Annotated in this window: 14 protein-coding genes and 1 pseudogene; 8 read left to right on the forward strand and 7 right to left on the reverse strand. The window is 69.3% G+C overall.

Annotated features, from left to right (window positions below; genetic code table 11):
• Positions 1-185: 185 nt before the first annotated feature.
• From JNW98_RS04610 to JNW98_RS04620, 3 genes are all read left to right on the forward strand, one after another.
• Positions 186-815, forward strand: a complete 630-nt coding sequence (locus tag JNW98_RS04610) for a DUF4956 domain-containing protein (RefSeq protein ID WP_223766763.1) — start codon at positions 186-188, stop codon at positions 813-815.
• On the forward strand, positions 812-1681 hold the full coding sequence (locus JNW98_RS04615; protein WP_223766764.1) for a polyphosphate polymerase domain-containing protein: 870 nt from the start codon (positions 812-814) through the stop codon (positions 1679-1681). Before JNW98_RS04610 ends, JNW98_RS04615 begins: the two co-directional genes overlap by 4 nt.
• Positions 1682-1770: 89 nt before the next feature.
• Positions 1771-2622, forward strand: a complete 852-nt coding sequence (locus JNW98_RS04620; protein WP_223766794.1) for a class I SAM-dependent methyltransferase — start codon at positions 1771-1773, stop codon at positions 2620-2622.
• A 75-nt stretch (positions 2623-2697) separates the two neighbouring features.
• Here the strand turns inward: JNW98_RS04620 and JNW98_RS04625 are convergent, their stop codons facing one another.
• The 5 genes and pseudogenes from JNW98_RS04625 to JNW98_RS04645 all read right to left on the reverse strand — a co-directional run bounded on the left by JNW98_RS04625 (position 2698) and on the right by JNW98_RS04645 (position 9476).
• On the reverse strand, positions 2698-3465 hold the full coding sequence (locus tag JNW98_RS04625; RefSeq protein ID WP_223766765.1) for a class F sortase: 768 nt from the start codon (positions 3463-3465) through the stop codon (positions 2698-2700).
• A gap of 19 nt (positions 3466-3484) precedes the next feature.
• Positions 3485-4246, reverse strand: a complete 762-nt coding sequence (locus tag JNW98_RS04630) for a hypothetical protein (RefSeq protein ID WP_223766766.1) — start codon at positions 4244-4246, stop codon at positions 3485-3487.
• 208 nt (positions 4247-4454) lie between these two features.
• Positions 4455-5270, reverse strand: a pseudogene (locus tag JNW98_RS04635) (phosphotransferase); the annotation flags it as partial.
• A 136-nt stretch (positions 5271-5406) separates the two neighbouring features.
• The gene (locus JNW98_RS04640) at positions 5407-5844 is read right to left on the reverse strand and encodes a hypothetical protein (RefSeq protein WP_223766767.1); all 438 of its coding nucleotides are present in this window, start codon (positions 5842-5844) and stop codon (positions 5407-5409) included.
• Positions 5844-9476 (reverse strand): ALF repeat-containing protein, encoded by a 3633-nt coding sequence (locus tag JNW98_RS04645; RefSeq protein ID WP_223766768.1) that lies wholly within the window; start codon positions 9474-9476, stop codon positions 5844-5846. Before JNW98_RS04645 ends, JNW98_RS04640 begins: the two co-directional genes overlap by 1 nt.
• 439 nt (positions 9477-9915) lie before the next feature.
• Between JNW98_RS04645 and JNW98_RS04650 the strand changes: the two genes are divergently transcribed.
• Both JNW98_RS04650 and JNW98_RS04655 read left to right on the forward strand, forming a co-directional pair.
• Positions 9916-10404 (forward strand): hypothetical protein, encoded by a 489-nt coding sequence (locus JNW98_RS04650; protein ID WP_223766769.1) that lies wholly within the window; start codon positions 9916-9918, stop codon positions 10402-10404.
• Positions 10405-10498: 94 nt separating this feature from the next.
• Positions 10499-12103 carry a S1 family peptidase gene (locus JNW98_RS04655; protein WP_223766770.1) on the forward strand — a complete coding sequence of 535 codons (1605 nt, stop codon included), beginning with the start codon at positions 10499-10501 and terminating at the stop codon, positions 12101-12103.
• 273 nt (positions 12104-12376) lie between these two features.
• On the opposite strand, the gene JNW98_RS37035 is transcribed toward JNW98_RS04655, so the two are convergent.
• The gene (locus tag JNW98_RS37035; protein ID WP_504754399.1) at positions 12377-12934 is read right to left on the reverse strand and encodes a hypothetical protein; all 558 of its coding nucleotides are present in this window, start codon (positions 12932-12934) and stop codon (positions 12377-12379) included.
• 526 nt (positions 12935-13460) lie between these two features.
• Here JNW98_RS37035 and JNW98_RS04665 point away from each other — a divergent pair.
• Together JNW98_RS04665 and JNW98_RS04670 are read left to right on the forward strand one after the other, a co-directional pair.
• On the forward strand, positions 13461-14156 hold the full coding sequence (locus JNW98_RS04665) for a hypothetical protein (protein WP_223766772.1): 696 nt from the start codon (positions 13461-13463) through the stop codon (positions 14154-14156).
• The gene (locus JNW98_RS04670) at positions 14150-14503 is read left to right on the forward strand and encodes a hypothetical protein (protein ID WP_223766773.1); all 354 of its coding nucleotides are present in this window, start codon (positions 14150-14152) and stop codon (positions 14501-14503) included. The genes JNW98_RS04665 and JNW98_RS04670 overlap by 7 nt, the downstream gene beginning before the upstream one ends.
• A gap of 64 nt (positions 14504-14567) precedes the next feature.
• On the opposite strand, the gene JNW98_RS04675 is transcribed toward JNW98_RS04670, so the two are convergent.
• Positions 14568-14969: a hypothetical protein gene (locus JNW98_RS04675; protein WP_223766774.1), complete on the reverse strand. Its 402-nt coding sequence runs from the start codon at positions 14967-14969 to the stop codon at positions 14568-14570.
• 287 nt (positions 14970-15256) lie between these two features.
• Here JNW98_RS04675 and JNW98_RS04680 point away from each other — a divergent pair, with 287 nt between their 5' ends.
• Positions 15257-15394 (forward strand): hypothetical protein, encoded by a 138-nt coding sequence (locus tag JNW98_RS04680; protein WP_223766775.1) that lies wholly within the window; start codon positions 15257-15259, stop codon positions 15392-15394.
• The last annotated feature ends 97 nt before the right edge of the window (positions 15395-15491 follow it).

A 15491-nucleotide genomic window follows, 5' to 3' on the forward strand; every position in this document is an offset into this window, starting at 1 on the left:
CACGACGGGAACCCGCCGGATCCGGACAGCTCCGCCGCTCCGCCGTCAAGGACCCGCACGGTTCGCTCGAATGGACCCGGAGGACCCCCTCCGTTCACCCATCGTTTCCCTGATGTTCTGCGCCCGGCGCGGTCCACGATCGCCGTGGACTGCGACCGCCGCAGCCGCAGAGGGAGGAAGAAGCCGTGGAATCCGTGCGTGACCTCGCCGCCCACCTGGGTCTGGACCTGCTCGCGGTGTGCCTGCTGACCTTCGCGATCTACCATCCGCGACACCGGCGGCGGGACCTGGTCCCCGCCTACCTCGCCCTGAACGTCGCCCTGTTCTCCGTCGTGGCGGCGCTCGCCGAGGTGGGCGCCAAGGGCGGGACCGCGCTCGGCTTCGGCCTCTTCGGCGTGCTCTCCATCATCCGGCTGCGCTCCGACGCGGTGCAGCACGAAGAGGTCGCCTACTACTTCAGCACCCTCGTCCTCGGCCTGCTCTGCGGCCTGCCGCACCTCGGCCTCGGGTACGCCGCCACGCTGAGCGCCGTCCTGCTGCTGGTCGTGTACGTCGCCGACCACCCGCGGCTGCTCACCCGCTCCCGCCGCAGCGTCGTCACCCTCGACGTCGTCCTCACCGACCCCGCCGCGCTCCGCGCCGAACTCGCCCACCGCCTCGGCGAACCGCTGCACTGGACCGTCACCGAGATCGACTACGTCCGCGACCTCATGGTCGTCGACGTCCGCTACCGCGAGTTCCGGCCCGGCACCGCCCACCAGGCCCCCGCCGCCCGCCCGTCGGTGCGCGAGACGCCCACCTGGGAGGCCGCGTGAGCACCGCGGCCCCGGCCGCCGTCGTCCCCGGCCCGCGGACGCCGCACCCCCTGGAACGCGCCGTCGGAGCCGCCGGGACCATCGCCCTCGCCGAGGTCAACGCCCGCTCCGGCCTGCTCACCCGCTTCGACCGCAGCTACCTGGTGCCCGTCCGCGTCTTCGGCGACCTCGTCGCCTCCCTCACCGCCCCGCACCGTCCCGGCGGCGCCTACCGGGTCCTCGCCATCGACGGCAGGCGGGCCTTCCACTACCACTCCGTCTACTACGACACCCCCGGCCTGCGCTCCTTCCACGAGCACCGGCAGGGCCGCAGACAGCGCTTCAAGATCCGCGAGCGGGTCTACCGGGACAGCGGGGAGCGGCAGTTCGAGGTCAAGCTCAAGGGCGGCCGGGGCGACACCGTCAAGCACCGGCTGCCGCTCACCGGCGACGCCACCCCGCTCGACCCGGCGTACCGCGCCTGGCTGGACGCCACCCTGCGCACCGCCTACGGCATCACCGCCCCGGCCGAGCTCACGCCCTCCGTCACCACCGACTACCTGCGCGCCACCCTGGTCGCGGACGGCGAACGCGTCACCTGCGACGCCGGCCTCGTCTGCGCCGACCGGCGGACGGGCGCGACGGTGCGGTGCGCCCCCGGCCTCGTCCTCGTCGAGACCAAGGGCACCGGCGGACTGACCGACGCGGACCGGCTGCTGCACGCCCACGGTGTCCGGCCCGCGGTCTTCACCAAGTACTGCGGCGCACTCGCCGCGCTGCACCCCGCCCTGCCCGGCAACCGCTGGCGCCGCGCCGCAGCGCTCGCCTTCGCCCTGCCGGCCGGCGGGGTGATCGAGGTGTCCGACGGTGGTAGGAAGGCCCCATGACGGCAGACGACCGCACGACCACCGCGTCCGGTGAACGCCCGCCCGGTGAACGCCCGCCCGGTGCCGACGTGATGCCCGGCACCGACGTGATGCCCGGCACCGAGGAGATGCCCGGCACCGAGGAGATGCTGCGCGCCAACGAGCGGAACTGGGACGCCCGCACCCCCGTCCACGTCGCCAGCGACTTCTACGGACTGGACGGCTCCCGGACCGCCGAGGACTGGTTCGCCCCCTTCGAGTGGACCGACCTCGGCGACCTCGCCGGCCGCGACGTCCTCCACCTCCAGTGCCACCTCGGCACCGAGACCCACGCCTTCGCCGACCGGGGCGCGCGCACCGTCGGCCTGGACTTCTCCTCGGCCGCCGTGGAGGAGGCCCGCCGGCTCGCGGCCGGGAGCGGCCGGGACGTCGAGTACGTCCGGGCCGACGTCCACCGGGCCGTCGAGGCGCTCGGCGGGCGGCGGTTCGACGTCGTCTACACCGGGAAGGGGGCGCTCTGCTACCTGCCCGACCTGGCGGCCTGGGCGGACGTGGTCGCCCGGCTGCTCCGGCCGGGCGGCGTCCTGTACCTGGTGGAGTTCCACCCGCTGCTCAACGCCCTGGGCCCGGTCCCGGCGCCCGGCGAGGAGGCGCTGCTGCTGCGCCACGACTACCTGGAGGGCCGGGGCCCGATCCGCGGCGACAACCCCCGGACGTACACGGACGGCCCGCCGCTCCGGGAGGCCGTGACCAGCTACGAGTGGCGGCACGGGCTCGGGGAGACGGTCGGGGCCGTCCTCGGGGCCGGACTGGAGCTCGAAGTGCTGCGCGAGACCGAGCTGTTGCCCTGGCCGCGAGTGCCCGGGATGGTGCGGGACCCGGGCGGCTGGTGGCGGCTGCCGGACTCCGGGCCACGGGTGCCGCACCTGTTCGCGCTGCGGGCGCGGCGGGGTGGGGCGTGACGGGGGGGGTGCGCCGTGGGGCGTGACGCGGGGCGGGCCGTGGGGCGTGACGCTGGGCGTGACGCGGGGCCTCCGTCAGGACTCGCCGGAGTCCGCGCCCTCGCCCTCGTCCGCGTCCGCGTGCTCCGGTGACTCCGCCGGCTCGGCCGACTGCTGGGCCGGGACCGGGGCCGGGGTGGCGGGTGCGCCGGTCGTCCCGGTGAGGTAGGCGGACACGACGATGTTGGCGGTGTACTCGTGCCGTTCGCGGTCGTACTCGCCGCCGCAGGTGACGAGACGCAGCTCGGCGCGCTTCGGGTCCTTGGGGCCGTACGCCTTGTCGGCGTCGAAGTGGTCCCGGGGGACGACGGCGACGTCCTCGACGGTGAACTCGGCGGTGCTGCCGTCCTTGCGGACGACGTTCACCTTCAGGCCCGGCTTCACGGTGCTCAGTTCGTAGAAGACGCCCCGCGAGGTCTTGGTGTCGACGTGTCCGACGAGCACCGCGGCCCCGACGGCGCCCGGCGCCGGCCCGTCCTTGTACCAGGCGACGGTGTTGGGCCGGTCGTACGAGGGGGCCTCGACCCCGCCCTGGGGGTCGAGGCCGTGCCCCTCGATGGGGGCCCGCAGACCCATGGCCCTGATGGCCAGGGTCTGCGGGGCCGCCCCCGGCAGCGGTGAGTGCGCCGGGAGCAGGCCATGCGCGGGAGGGCGGCCCGAGGGCTTGACGTCACCGGTGACCGGAGCCGTGGATATCGGCTCCTCGGCGATGTCATGGCCCCATAGCCAGAGGGCCAGCAGAAGTGCTACCCAGGCCGCCCCTGTCAGCAGGCGGCCGAAACCACCTGTGCGCTTTTCTGACATGTTTCCGGTCCGCTTCCTGTTACTGCTTGACCGTGCGGGAAGCCCGGCGACGGGACCAGATCAGACCACCGGCGATACCGGCCGTGGCACCCGCGAGGATGAGCACGGGGGTGTCGACGGACGACGACTCCGCGGCGGCCACCGGCGCGGTGGCACCGCCACCCGCGTGCGACCAGCCGTGCGGGCGGTCGTGGTGACCCTTGTCGTGGTCGCCGTGGTGGCGGCCGTGGTCACGACCGTGGTCGTCGTGGTGGCCCCGGCCGTGGTCGTGGTCACGACCGTGGTCGTCCCGCCCGTGGTCGTTGTCACGACCGTGGTCGTCGTCCCGGCCGTCATGGTTCCGGCCGTGGTCGTCGTCCTTGCCGTGGTCGTCGTGTCCGTCACGACCGCGGTCCTCGTTCCAGCCGTCGTCGTGGTCACGCCCCTTGTTCCGGTCGTGGTCGTCGTCCCGGCCGTCATGGTTCCGGCCGTGGTCGTCGTCCTTGCCGTGGTCGTCGTGTCCGTCACGACCGCGGTCCTCGTTCCAGCCGTCGTCGTGGTCACGCCCCTTGTTCCGGTCGTGGTCGTCGTCCCGGCCGTCGTGGTCGCGGCCGTGGTCGTCGTCCCGGCCGTGGTCACGGTCACCGTGATCGCGGTCACCGTGGTCGCGGTCGTGGTCGCCGTGCTTGACGACCTGACCGGCCGAGGCCGAGGGGGCTTCGAGGGCGTAGGCGGCGGCGGGTGCCGCACAGACGGCGACTGCCGTCAGAGTGCCGCAGAGAGCGGTACGAATTGACTTCATTGGGTGTACCTCCTTGATCCGAGGTTCACCCGGCACCCTCATGGCGGCATCCGGAGCGTGTCCGTATTGCTCCATTCGGTGACGAGACTGCTCCGGGCGGGGGAGGGACACGCCGGTGACGGGCTGAACGGGGGGCGGGGGAGGATTCCGGGCTGGCCGGTGGTGATCCGGGCGTGTCGGGCGTGTCGCGGAGGCGGGGTGAATCCCGTCAACTCGTCTCGGCGACGGTGTCGTTGGCGACATCTCCCGTCGCCGCCCGAAGGACGTGCCGGGCGCTGCGGGCTACGGAGGGATCGGCCGTCCGGTGGGGGCAGGTCCTGGGGGAGGTTTCGGCCCGGGCCGCGGCGCCGGGCGGCGGCGCCCACGCCGAGGGCGTCGCGGAAGACCGGGCGGGCTCCGAGTGGCAGCAGGTTCCAGGCCGGGAAGAGGTCGCAGGCCGGATCGCCCGCCCCCCCCGCGCACCCAGAACCGATGACGGCGGCGAGCCCCCGGACGCCAGGAGGGGTTCCCCAGCATCAGGTCGGCCTGCAGCCACACCGGCGGCCCGGCCGGCTCGGGGGCGCCCAACGCGTCCTCCCCGGCGGCGAGCGCAGCGTCGCAATCGACACCCTCCTCCGGGATGCGGCGCAGCGCGCCGATCGCGGGCCGGCCCGCCGCGGTGTGCAGGCGGCGGTGTCCAAGGCAGGATGACCTCGCGCATCGCCGCCACGAACCCGGCCAGGTTCCGGGCGCCCCCCGCCGGATCGTCGAGCGCCCCCTCGACGGGGTGGCACCCAGGCAGCCACCGGTACACCGACCACGGCCACGGAAACCCCTCGGCCGGCTCCCCGGCTTCGAGCGCCTCGGGCACGGGCAGCCGCGCCCGCCGGTGGTGGTAACCACTCCCGCTCCCGCGCCACGTCCGCGACCCCGCCCTCGGCCGGTGGCAGCCGGACGAGCGTTTCCTCCCCCAGCCGATACATGGCATCGACCGTCCTCCCCCGGACGTCGGCCGCTCCACCGGCAGACCCGCCCAGCGCGGAAAACACGTCCTACAAGTGCTGCCCGGGCTCGTGCACGTGAGTAACTCGTCATGAGTAACTCGTCAATGAAAGGCTGGGCCCGCAACCTCTGCGGTTGCGGGCCCAGCCCTCTGACATCGACGTGGCCTTCGACTGGGATCAGCGCATCCAGGGGGGCGACTCGACTCCCCAGCCTTCATTGAGGATAAGACAGGCAGCCTGGGATTTGGGGCCGAGGTCACTCCAGACTGACTGCAGATCAAATCCTTGGTCCCACGCCATAAGCAGCGCTTCGAAGAATCCGGTGACCACGACCGTGTCGTCCATCTCGCTGCCAGTGACCAGGATCCTTTCCAGCACGCCGAGCACCTGGCGCCGCTCGAGTGGATCCATCCTGGAGGCATTCTTGGCGAACGCCTGCGCGAGGTTTCCCAGGCGCATAATCGGCGGGGGGACGTCATCCTCGTCGGGCTCTACGAGCAGGCTGGAATCATCGGTTTCGGGTTCGCCCCGCCACGCTTCAAGGTCGTCCCGGTCGCTGGCCGCGAGCACATCACTGGCCGCGAGAAGATCATCCCACCACGGAGGCGTTGACATCAGTTGCCCTTCAAAGCGTTCTCCAAGTCCCGCAGGACATTGTGCACTGCCTGAAGATCGCTAGTGCTCGCCTTCTGGCCCGCTCGGCTCTTGAGCCAGTTTGTCAATCCGTCGACGGACTGTTCGACCTTCACGGAGTGCCACCGGCCACCGACTGGCTTCCCCGTGGCGAGTTCGAACCGCACGGCCGCAGCAGAACTGCCATTGCCGATCTTGGCGCCCGGCCGCCACAGACTATCCATCACGTTTACCAGGTACGGGTCCTTGACCACAGGCTTTTCCATCTCACGCCGCAGCGTGTCCTTGTACAGCTCGTGGAAGTACCGGTTGCGGGCGATCTGGTCGAGCGGCCGCGAGCCCTGCAACCACTTCCAGCCCAACTTCTTGCCGAGCTTCTTGCCGAATGGCCGGAATAGCTTGGAAAGTCCGGAGCCTACACCGGCCTCGTTGGTGATCGTGGCGGGAGGAACGTCCGCCAGCTGCTTGATCAAGTCCGGGCCGCACTTACCGCGGTTGTTCGCGTTGGAGAAGATGCTGGTGCTCTTCCAGGCGCAGTACCCGGCCAGCAGGATCGCGGGCGCCTGATCACTGTCCTTGAAGGAGTCGATGGCGAGGCCGCTGGCGTTTTGGCCCATCCACCTGTCGAAGTCGGCGGCCAGAGATTCGCAGGACCCAGTACCCAACTTGCTGGGAAGAGGGACGCCGTTCAGATAGCAGGTGCCGTCGAAGGAAAACAGGGTCGAGCCGTTCTCGTAGTCCTGCAGCGCGTCGACCGTGCCGGGATGGTCACCCTCGTCCGGCTTGGGATTCTTATTGCGCCACTCCTCGGCCTCCTTACGCTGCTTGGTCACCGCGAACAGCTTCGCCTCCTCCGCGGCCTTGGCGGCCTCGGCGGCGTCCTTCTGTGCGGCGAGCGCGGACTGGCGAGCGGAGTCGGCCGAGGCGTAGGCCAGCTCTGCATACGTGCGGGCCTGAGCCGCCGAAGCAGATGCCTGGTTGGCCGAGTCGGTGGCAGCCGCTGCTGCATTGTTGGCGGAGGCCGCCGCCTGCTTGGCCTGGCGGGCTGACTCTGCGGCCCGTGCGGCGGAGCGATCAGCATCCTGTGCGGACTTCTTGGCCGAGTCTGCGTAGCCACGAGCCTCGTTGGCCGATGCCTTGGCCTGCTTGGCGTACTTGTCGGCCTCGACGACCGCGCGGCGGGCCCGGGCCGCTGCTTCGGCGGCCTGAGCAGCATGTGCCTTGGCGTCAGCGGCTGAGCGCTGGGCATTGGCAACCAGGCGGTTGACCTCGGAGACGTGGACCGCAGCGTCGTGATCCTGCTTGGCGGCCTTGTACTGGACCTCAGCGACGAAGTCTCGCAACATATACGTCGGGCCGCTGAGCGCCACCTCGGCGGCGGCCTTCACCCGGGGCCCACCCTGATTCATGATCGACAGCGTCTCTGCGCGGTCGTCTTCCTCGCGGGCTGTGTACTGTCCGGTTTCGATGAAGCTCCGCAGGGCATCGGGCGTGCCTGCGTCGATCACGTCGCTGCCCGCCTTCTTGAGGGACTTGCCGCCCTCCTTCATCAGTTCGAGGACCTGAACGCGGTAGTCGTCGGCCTGGACAACATGCTGGCCGGTTGTCAGGAACTCCTCGATCTGGTCGGAGGAGCCGGACAGCGCCTTCTCAGCGGCTTTCTTCACCGCTGATTTGCCGTGGTCGACGAGATGGCCGACACGGGCCCGGTTGTCCTGTTCCACCGCAAGCTGTCGACCCGAGCGCAGCCACTGCTGCACATCGGCGTCCGCACCGGACAGCACATCTGCGGCGGCTTCCTGAGTCCACGGTCCGCCGACGGACATCAGGCGCAGCGCGGCCTGGCGTCCCTTGGTCACTGCGTCGTGGGTGCTGCTGCCCTTGGCAGTCGCTTCTTTGAGGAGTTCGTCGGTCTCCTTGTCCTGCCGTTCGGAGTCGGCCTCCTGCCAGGCCTCGGCCTTTTTGCCCTCTTGCTCCTTCTCCTTCAGGTCTTGAGCTTCCTGGATGGCCAGGGCCTTATCGGCCTCCAGCTGAGCAGCCTCAGAGGCGCGAGCGATCTGCTCGACGTCGTGGGCCTGCTTGGCTGCCTTGGCTGCCGCGTCCGAGGCCTTCATGGCTTCGTTGGCGTGCTCGGTGGCCTTGTTCGCCCAGTCCTTGGTCTTGCCAGCGGCCTTGGCTGCTTCGTCGGCTGCCTTGGCCGCCGCCTCCGCATGCTTGGCCGCGTTGTTGGCTGCGTTGTGGGCCTCTTGCGCTGCCGAAGCGGCCTTGCGGGACAGTGCCTCGGCCCGATTGGCGGCGGCGTTCGCGGCAGCGGCGGCGTTACGCGCTCTGGCGGCTGCGGCCTGTGCCCGGCGGGCCTCCTCCCCAGCGGTGTCCGAGTATGCGCCGGCTTCAGCCGCCGCTGTCGCGGCGTCAGCTGCGTTGGCACCGGCGTTGGCTGCTGCATGCGCGGAGTTCACCGCTTCGTTCACCGCGTTCAGCGCGCTCAGCGCGGCTGCTGCCGCGGTACGGGCGCCGGCCGCCGCACCGCGGGCTTGCTGCGCTGCCTCACGAGCAGCTGAAGCCTCCCCCGCGTTCTTGGCCGCGGCGCTCGCGTATTCGTAGGCACGCTGGGCTGCCTGTCCAGCGGCAGCCGCCGCGGCCGCGGCCCTTGATGCTGCGGTCGCGGCCGTGCGCGCCGCCGACATCGCCGTGTTCGCTGCCTGGATGGCCGTGCGAGAGGCATCCGCGGCGCCGTTGGCTGCGTCCGCTGCTCGGCCTGCGGCATTGGCCGCGCGCCCTGTGTCCTTCTTGGCCTCTGCCGTTTCCTTGGCAGCCTTCTGTGCGGCCTTCTTGGCTTCCGATGCCGCCTGTTCGGCGCGGGATGCTGCTGCCTTGGCCGCGTCGGTCTCGCGCTTGGCTCGCTTGCCCGCCTTCGCTGCGGCGTCAGCGAGCTGGGCGATGGTCATCGTTTCCTGGTCACGGGCGCGCGCCACGTTCTGCCCGGTCTCCAGGAAGTCCCGAATGTCCTCGGGGGAACCGCTCATGGCCTCCTGAGCGGCCTTTTTCACCTGCGGGCCACCGTCGCGCATGATCGAGAGGAGTTCGACGCGGTCGTCCTCCTCCTGGGCCGTGTACTGCCCGGAGGCGAGGAACTTCGCCAGCGCGTCGGGGGAGCCGTCGTTCAGCGCCTTCTGGCCAGCGTTGCGCACCGCGCGCTCGCCGTTGTTCATGGCGGTGAGGACCGCGACGCGCTGGTCGTCCTGGAAAGGCCCCTTGTAGCCGGAGTCGAGGAAGCTGGCCAGGGCCTCGCCGGAGCCGTCATCCAGCGCCTTTTGTGCGGCGTCGCGAACTCCCTTACCGCTGGAGTTCAACATCCGTAGAACCTTGAACCGGTTGTCCTCTTCGACGGCCATGCGCTGGCCGGACTTGAGGAACTCCTGGATGTCTTGGTCCGAGCCGAGCAGAGCCTTGCCGGCGGCAGCCTTGACCGCGCGGTCTCCAGACCGCCACGCCTGGACTACCCGGCCGCGGTCACTGACTGCCGTCTTCCTTTCGGAACCTTGCTCCGCAGGCGCTGCCATCGCGGCCGGTAGCCCTAGCGCTCCGATCGAGACCGCGAGTGTCGTCGTCATCGCTGCCGCAGAACGGACAAATCGTATCTTCACGGCGTTAGGCCGCGAAGCCTTCCGTTTGTGCATATCTCCTCAATATTTACCGGGTTTGGTCAGGAACTTGCCGGGAAGCGGCAAAGGCCTGCAATACCCTCCGGATCGTATACGTGCCCTATACATGATATCTTTTGGGGGCTTCTCCCGTCAGAGCTCTCAAAGCTCTCGTAAGCCCCTGTGAAGTCCAAACGACATAGATAGCGCATGTAGCGCTTTTTCGGACAAGCTTCTCAAGTGATATCAATAGGTCGCCAGTCCGAGCGCAGGGCACAGTTGACGCGCCATCAGCCTTGACAAGGGTCTTCAGAGGCAGATCGCAAGGCCACGAGTTCCTCGCTGGACGGGCAGCGCGACCATGCGCGTTTTCTGTCGTCGTTGCTTATGAGGGGCAAGGAACCAACCCATGAAGCTGTTCTCCCGGGTGCTGGCCGCCAGCGCCGTCGTCGCTGCTACGGCCATCGCCGGCTCCACCGCAGCGGTGGCCGCCGATACCCCGCCCACAGGTGTCGAGGACTTCGAGTACCCCCAAGCCGACAAGATCCTGAAGGACCGGGGCATCAAGCTGAAGCGCGGTGACGGCCACATCATGCTCGTCGCCTGCGACAGCCGACCCAACCTCATTGAGGTCTACGCCCGCGGCATGCAGACGACGGACACCGTCGGCCAAGGTAAATTCTGCTTCCGCGTCACCGGCAAGACCGGCTACCTGAGCCTGGAGATTCCCTCGGTCTACGGGGCCAAAGGCAACGCCTACGCCGTCAAGCTCAACATGGTGACGGCCAACGAGGAGAAGTCCTACAACCTGGACAAGAACAAGTGGACCGGCGTCGGTGAGACCGATGACCCGCAGCGCCGCGAGTTCGACCTGCTGGAGATCGTCGCCAAGAAGTAGGCCGCCGGCGACAGCCGAACCACAAGTGAGCGGCAGGCGAAGGAAGTCTCAGCCTGCCCTCTTTCGTAGATCCCACGACCCTGAAGGAACCTCCATGTCTGGCAATGGTCCGCGCGCCGCGTGGATAGCAGGCCTCCTCGCCACCTCCGTCGCCACCAGCATCCTGGCCGGCCCCCAGGCGCACGCCGTCGTCGGCGACGAGGCCAAGGACGGGCAGTACCAATTCACTGCCAAGATCGACATCGGCGATGGCAAGCGCGCGTGCACCGGTGCGCTGGTGGAGAGCCAGTGGGTGCTCACGGCCGCAAGCTGTTTCGCCGACGACCCCTCGACGGGCTTCCGCATCACTGGCGGAACCCCGAAGATGAAGACGAGCGTCACTGTGGGCCGCACCGACCTGTCGGGGACGGACGGAACCACTGTCGGCGCCGTCGAACTCGTGCCGCGCGGAGACCGTGACCTGGTCATGGTCAAGCTCGCAAAGCCAGTGGCCGGTGTGACCCCTGTGCCTGTGGCTACGAGCGAGCCCCGGCAGGGCGAGGACCTTCGCGCCGCCGGTTACGGCCGTACCAAGGACGAGTGGACGCCTGACCGCCTCCACTCCACCGACTTCAACGTCTCCGCCATATCCGGTGCCTCCCTGGACCTCGCGGGCAAGAGTGCCGACGCCGCCCTGTGCAAGGGCGACACGGGCTCACCTGCCTTCCGTGAGAAGGGCGGCAAGGCCGAGCTGGCCGCGATCAATTCCACTTTCTGGCAGGCTGGTTGCTGGGGCACGGATGAGAGCGAGACGCGCCGGAACGCCACCAGCACCCGTGTGGACGACATCGCGGACTGGATCCAGACCATCGGCGCCCGCGACCTCCTCAGCCGCAAGGACTGGAAGAACGCCGCCTACACGGCATCCGGATACTTCACCGGCCGCAGTGACGGCAAGCGATACATGGACCTGTTCGTCATCTGGAAGGACGGATCGGCCAGCCTGTACCAGGGCTCCATGGGCAGTGACCCCAAGACGCCCTTCTCTGCCGAGTACCAGATCGCCGGTGCCAACAGCACCTGGAAGTACGCCCGAGCCATCACCGGTGGTGACTTCGCCGGTGATGGCCGGGACGGGCTCTTCGTCCGCTGGACGGACGGCGAGGTAACCGAGTATGCGCACCTCGACGAGAAGGGAGCCCACGGTGAGAAGACCCTGCAGAAGGGTGCGAAGAACAACCCCAATCCCTTCTGGAAGAACGCACGCCTCGTGACGGCCGGCAAATTCACCGGCAACAGCCAGCGCGACGACGTCCTCGTGGTGTGGGAGAACGGCTCCACCGCCATGTACACGGACATCCACTCAAAGGGCCTGAGCGGCCACGTTCAGCTGACTGAAGCCAGCAAGTCCTGGGATGGCGCTGTACAGATCAGCACGGGCGACTTCACCGGGAAGACGACCTCTGACCTGCTGGTCCAGTGGCAGAACGGCGAGACGAGGATCTACTCCGGCGTCGACACCAAGGGGTACCACGGCCACACCAAGCTCCGTGAGGCCGGCTCCCCCTGGAAGAATGCGCGCACCCTGACTACCGGCTCATTCGCCAACAACGCCCACAAAATCAACGACATCCTCATCAGCTGGGCCAACGGCAACCTGGGCGTCTACCCCGGCGCCAACGGAGACGGCACTCACGGAGGCATCGAGCTCGTCAGCTAACTTTCCTTGTGTGAAGCAAGCAAGCCCGGCCGGGCACACCGGCCGGGCTTGTGACGATCAAGGAACCAAGACCCTGTTCGCGGACTCTATGGGTTGAGTAATCAGAGGTGAAGCCTCATAGGACAGAGCCCTGAAGGGTCGTGACTATTCCGACCTACGTACGCGGCCGGGGTCAGCGCCTCCTTCCACGCGGTGGCTTCGTCCACGCGTGCTCCTTGGCGGACTGCGACGACAGGGACCAGCTCGGCGGGTTGCGGAGGTTGACAGGGCGGGTCAGGGCCGGGCGGCAGCGAGTGGTTGTCCCCTGAGGTCCCGCACGGCTGGTACCGCCTCGTGCGGCTGGGCCTCGCGGGCCAGGTCGAGGAAACGTCGGCGGACCCGTGAGAAGTCCACGGCGGTGCCCATGGTCAGGGCTTTGCGGCCGGCCTGGCAGGCGGCGTCGAAGTCGCCGACGACGAACAGGACTCGTGCCGCGGCGACGGCGTCAGCGGCGGGGTGGGGGTTGCCGCTGGTGCGGGCGAGGGAGAGCAGGACCTCGCCGAGGGTGGAGCAGAGCTCGGCGGTGTCGAGGTAGGTAACGTACGCGGGGAGCTCCTCAAGGGTCTCCTCGTGGAAGATTTCCTGGGCGTGGAGCCGGTTGCGGCGGGCTTCGGCGGCGTCGTTGCGCAGCGCGGCGAAGCGGCCGGCGAGGGCGTAGAGGCCGGCGCGGAGTACTGGGTGGGCCCGGCCGTAGGTGCCGTAGAGGCCTAGGGCGATGCAGTCGGCCGCGACTTCGGGTCTGCCGAGGTAGCCCCAGCTGCGGGCGAGGCACTGCAGTAGGTGGGCGGTCAGGTTGCGGTCGCCGCTCTCGCGGCCGGCGTGGACGGCGAGGGTGAGCTAGCGGATGGCGGCGGGCCACTGGGCGACGTCGTGGCTCATCCAGCCGACGCATTCGGCGAGTTCGGCGAAGAGCACGCGACCGGCGGTTTCGGAGTAGTGGCCGTCGCGGATGATGCGGGTGGCCCAGGCGAGTTGGCCTGTGGCGGAGTGCAGGGTGGACGCTCGTCGGCGGGTCGCGCGCGCGGCGAGGCCGCCGTCGAGCAGCGGCCCGACGGCGGCTGGTGCTTGGCCTCGGACTCGACTTCACCGTCGTCCCCGACCATCGCGGGGAGGAGTTCGCTGAAGGGCTGCTGGAGCATCTCTTCGGTCTCGCCCCGCAGGCGCGGGCGACGTGCTTCATCGTGCGCCGCTGGGACGCCGCCCGGGCCCGGGGTCACTTCGGTGCCGACCTGCAGCTCGCGGCCGACCGCCGCAGGCGGGGTAGCTGCCGCCCAGCGCGCTGGTCTGGCCGGCCCCTGGCACCCGCGAGGAGCTCGAGTTGGTCGTGCACCAGGCGGCGAACTACCTTCTCGTCGCCGACCAGGGCGGGCCAGCGGGGCCCGGCTGTTGCGCCCGCAAGATGTTGCTGGAGACCCTGCGGGCGCTGACTGCTCCCGGGCCGGATGGCATCACCCGCTACACCACCGTGCTCGACGACCCGACGGGCTGGGCCGACGTCCTTCTCCCCTCGCAGGTCCGCGCTCTGGTCGCGGGCCGGGAGACCGGCCGGCCCCTGGACTGGCCCGCCGACCGCGTCTACGCCATCTTCCTCCGGCTCCTCGCCCAGTTCCTCGGCCCCGCAACCGACCCCACCGCCGCCGGCCGCGGCCCCGCCGAGCCCGCTGCCGCGCCCGATGTGCTGACGGGGTTCCAGGTCGCCGGCCTCGCCTACTTCGGCGTCCTGCACAGCACCGCGCCCGCCGACTACGCCCGCATGCTGCTGCGTACGTGGGCGCGCCTTGAGGCGGACGGGCTGGAGCACGCCCGCGCCCGTCGCGCCGACGTCGCGCAGCTGGCGGTGAGCGAGGCGGCCGAGCACCGGCTCCACGACCTGACCGTGTTGGGGAAGGCGATGGCCGCGCTGCGCCGTTGGAGGCTTACGAGCACGGCTTGTACGCGGCGCAGTGCGAGGCACTCGGTTCCGGTTTGGGCCGGTTCGGGGAGTCCGTTCGTCTCCAGGGGCGTACGGTGGTGATCGTCTGTGGGCAGGTGATCTATCCGTTCCGCTACGCGAAGAAGGACGTTCCCGTCACGACCGCCCGTCTGCGGCGCGCCACCGGCCTCCGGGCCGATCTCATCCGGCGCCATGGGCCCGAGCCCATGCAACAGGCCCTGGACTTGGGTCTGGAGGAAGAGCTCGACGGGCCGGGAATCCACCCCGACCTGGCGCTGATACCCGAGGGGCACGGCTTGGTGCTCGTCGCCTACGCGTGTTCCATGGAGCACGGCGTCATGCGCATCGAATGGGGCTCCGCGGAACTCCGCCGGGAAGACCGGTACCTCCTCTGGCGCCACCACGAGCCGCTGTCCGCGAAACAGTGACGCCCTGAAACGGGGGCGACCCCTCTCCCGAATTCCAGGAGAGGGGTGGCGAGGGTGCGGCGAATTACTTCTTCCGGCGCTTGCGGGGCGCGGGGATCACCGGGGCCTCGGTTTCGCGCGCGGCGGCGAAGTAGGGCGCCATTACCTCCTCGTACCGCTTCAAGGATTCGGCGCCCAGGTCGACCTCAAGCCACTTCGGAACCTGAATTTCCTTGATTTCGGTCACCGGCGAGCCGTCCTCGTCCACCTCCCCCGTGAAGTCCTCCATCTCCTCGGTCACCGTCACGGCGAACTTGACCGTAGTCAACTCCTCGGTCACCTCGGGGTCGAGGTCGTCGAAGTCGATCCGCTGAACGTAAATCGGCGTCGTGATCGTCTGACCACCGACCTCGATCGTCTTCACTCCCTCTTCCACGCCCGGAAGTCCCTTGCGGGTTTCGTCTACCTCGATGAACTTGGTGCCCATGGATGGCGCCCTTTCTTGTTGCCGTTGCGATGCAAAGTCTAGTGGATCAGCGGTAGTTGACGCCAATTCAGGTAGTGTGCGTTTTGGTGGGGTAAGTGCCCGAACGTAATTGCCGGTCAAGCGGGCGCTTCACGGAAACGGATACGGGAAAACACCTTTATCGACAGGTCGTCGAGTTGTTCACTGTCCCGCTCCTGTGCCTTCCAGTCCTGGCCCGATCGATGTATGGGCAGTGGACTCGCCCGGCTCGGCGGCACGAAGCGCGTCCTTTTCGACGCGGTGGGGGCGTGCACCACCACATCGTCAGTCTGCGCGAGGCGGTTTCCCGCGCCCTGGCCTTCGTGTCCGGCCCCACGCGCGTGACGCGTGCGCAGCTCGTGGCACGCCATTACCAGGTACGGGAACGCATCGGCCATGCGGGCTGAAACGGCGCTCTCTTCCCGCGCATTGCGGCGAACCGACCCTGAAGGGGAGGGAAGCGCACGGGTGGTGCCGAGGGGGAGCCCGCGACGTCCGGACCGC

Source organism: Streptomyces huiliensis, assembly GCF_020037025.1.
GTDB classification, from domain to species: Bacteria; Actinomycetota; Actinomycetes; order Streptomycetales; family Streptomycetaceae; genus Streptomyces; species Streptomyces huiliensis.

What these genes read in the sequence shown, in the direction of transcription:
- JNW98_RS04620 (WP_223766794.1), top strand. Translation starts at nt 1,771, where the DNA reads ATGCCCGGCACCGAGGAGATGCCCGGCACCGAGGAGATGCTGCGCGCC.
- JNW98_RS04625 (WP_223766765.1), bottom strand. Translation starts at nt 3,465, where the DNA reads ATGTCAGAAAAGCGCACAGGTGGTTTCGGCCGCCTGCTGACAGGGGCG.
- JNW98_RS04630 (WP_223766766.1), bottom strand. Translation starts at nt 4,246, where the DNA reads ATGAAGTCAATTCGTACCGCTCTCTGCGGCACTCTGACGGCAGTCGCC.
- JNW98_RS04640 (WP_223766767.1), bottom strand. Translation starts at nt 5,844, where the DNA reads ATGTCAACGCCTCCGTGGTGGGATGATCTTCTCGCGGCCAGTGATGTG.
- JNW98_RS04645 (WP_223766768.1), bottom strand. Translation starts at nt 9,476, where the DNA reads ATGACGACGACACTCGCGGTCTCGATCGGAGCGCTAGGGCTACCGGCC.
- JNW98_RS04650 (WP_223766769.1), top strand. Translation starts at nt 9,916, where the DNA reads ATGAAGCTGTTCTCCCGGGTGCTGGCCGCCAGCGCCGTCGTCGCTGCT.
- JNW98_RS04655 (WP_223766770.1), top strand. Translation starts at nt 10,499, where the DNA reads ATGTCTGGCAATGGTCCGCGCGCCGCGTGGATAGCAGGCCTCCTCGCC.
- JNW98_RS04675 (WP_223766774.1), bottom strand. Translation starts at nt 14,969, where the DNA reads ATGGGCACCAAGTTCATCGAGGTAGACGAAACCCGCAAGGGACTTCCG.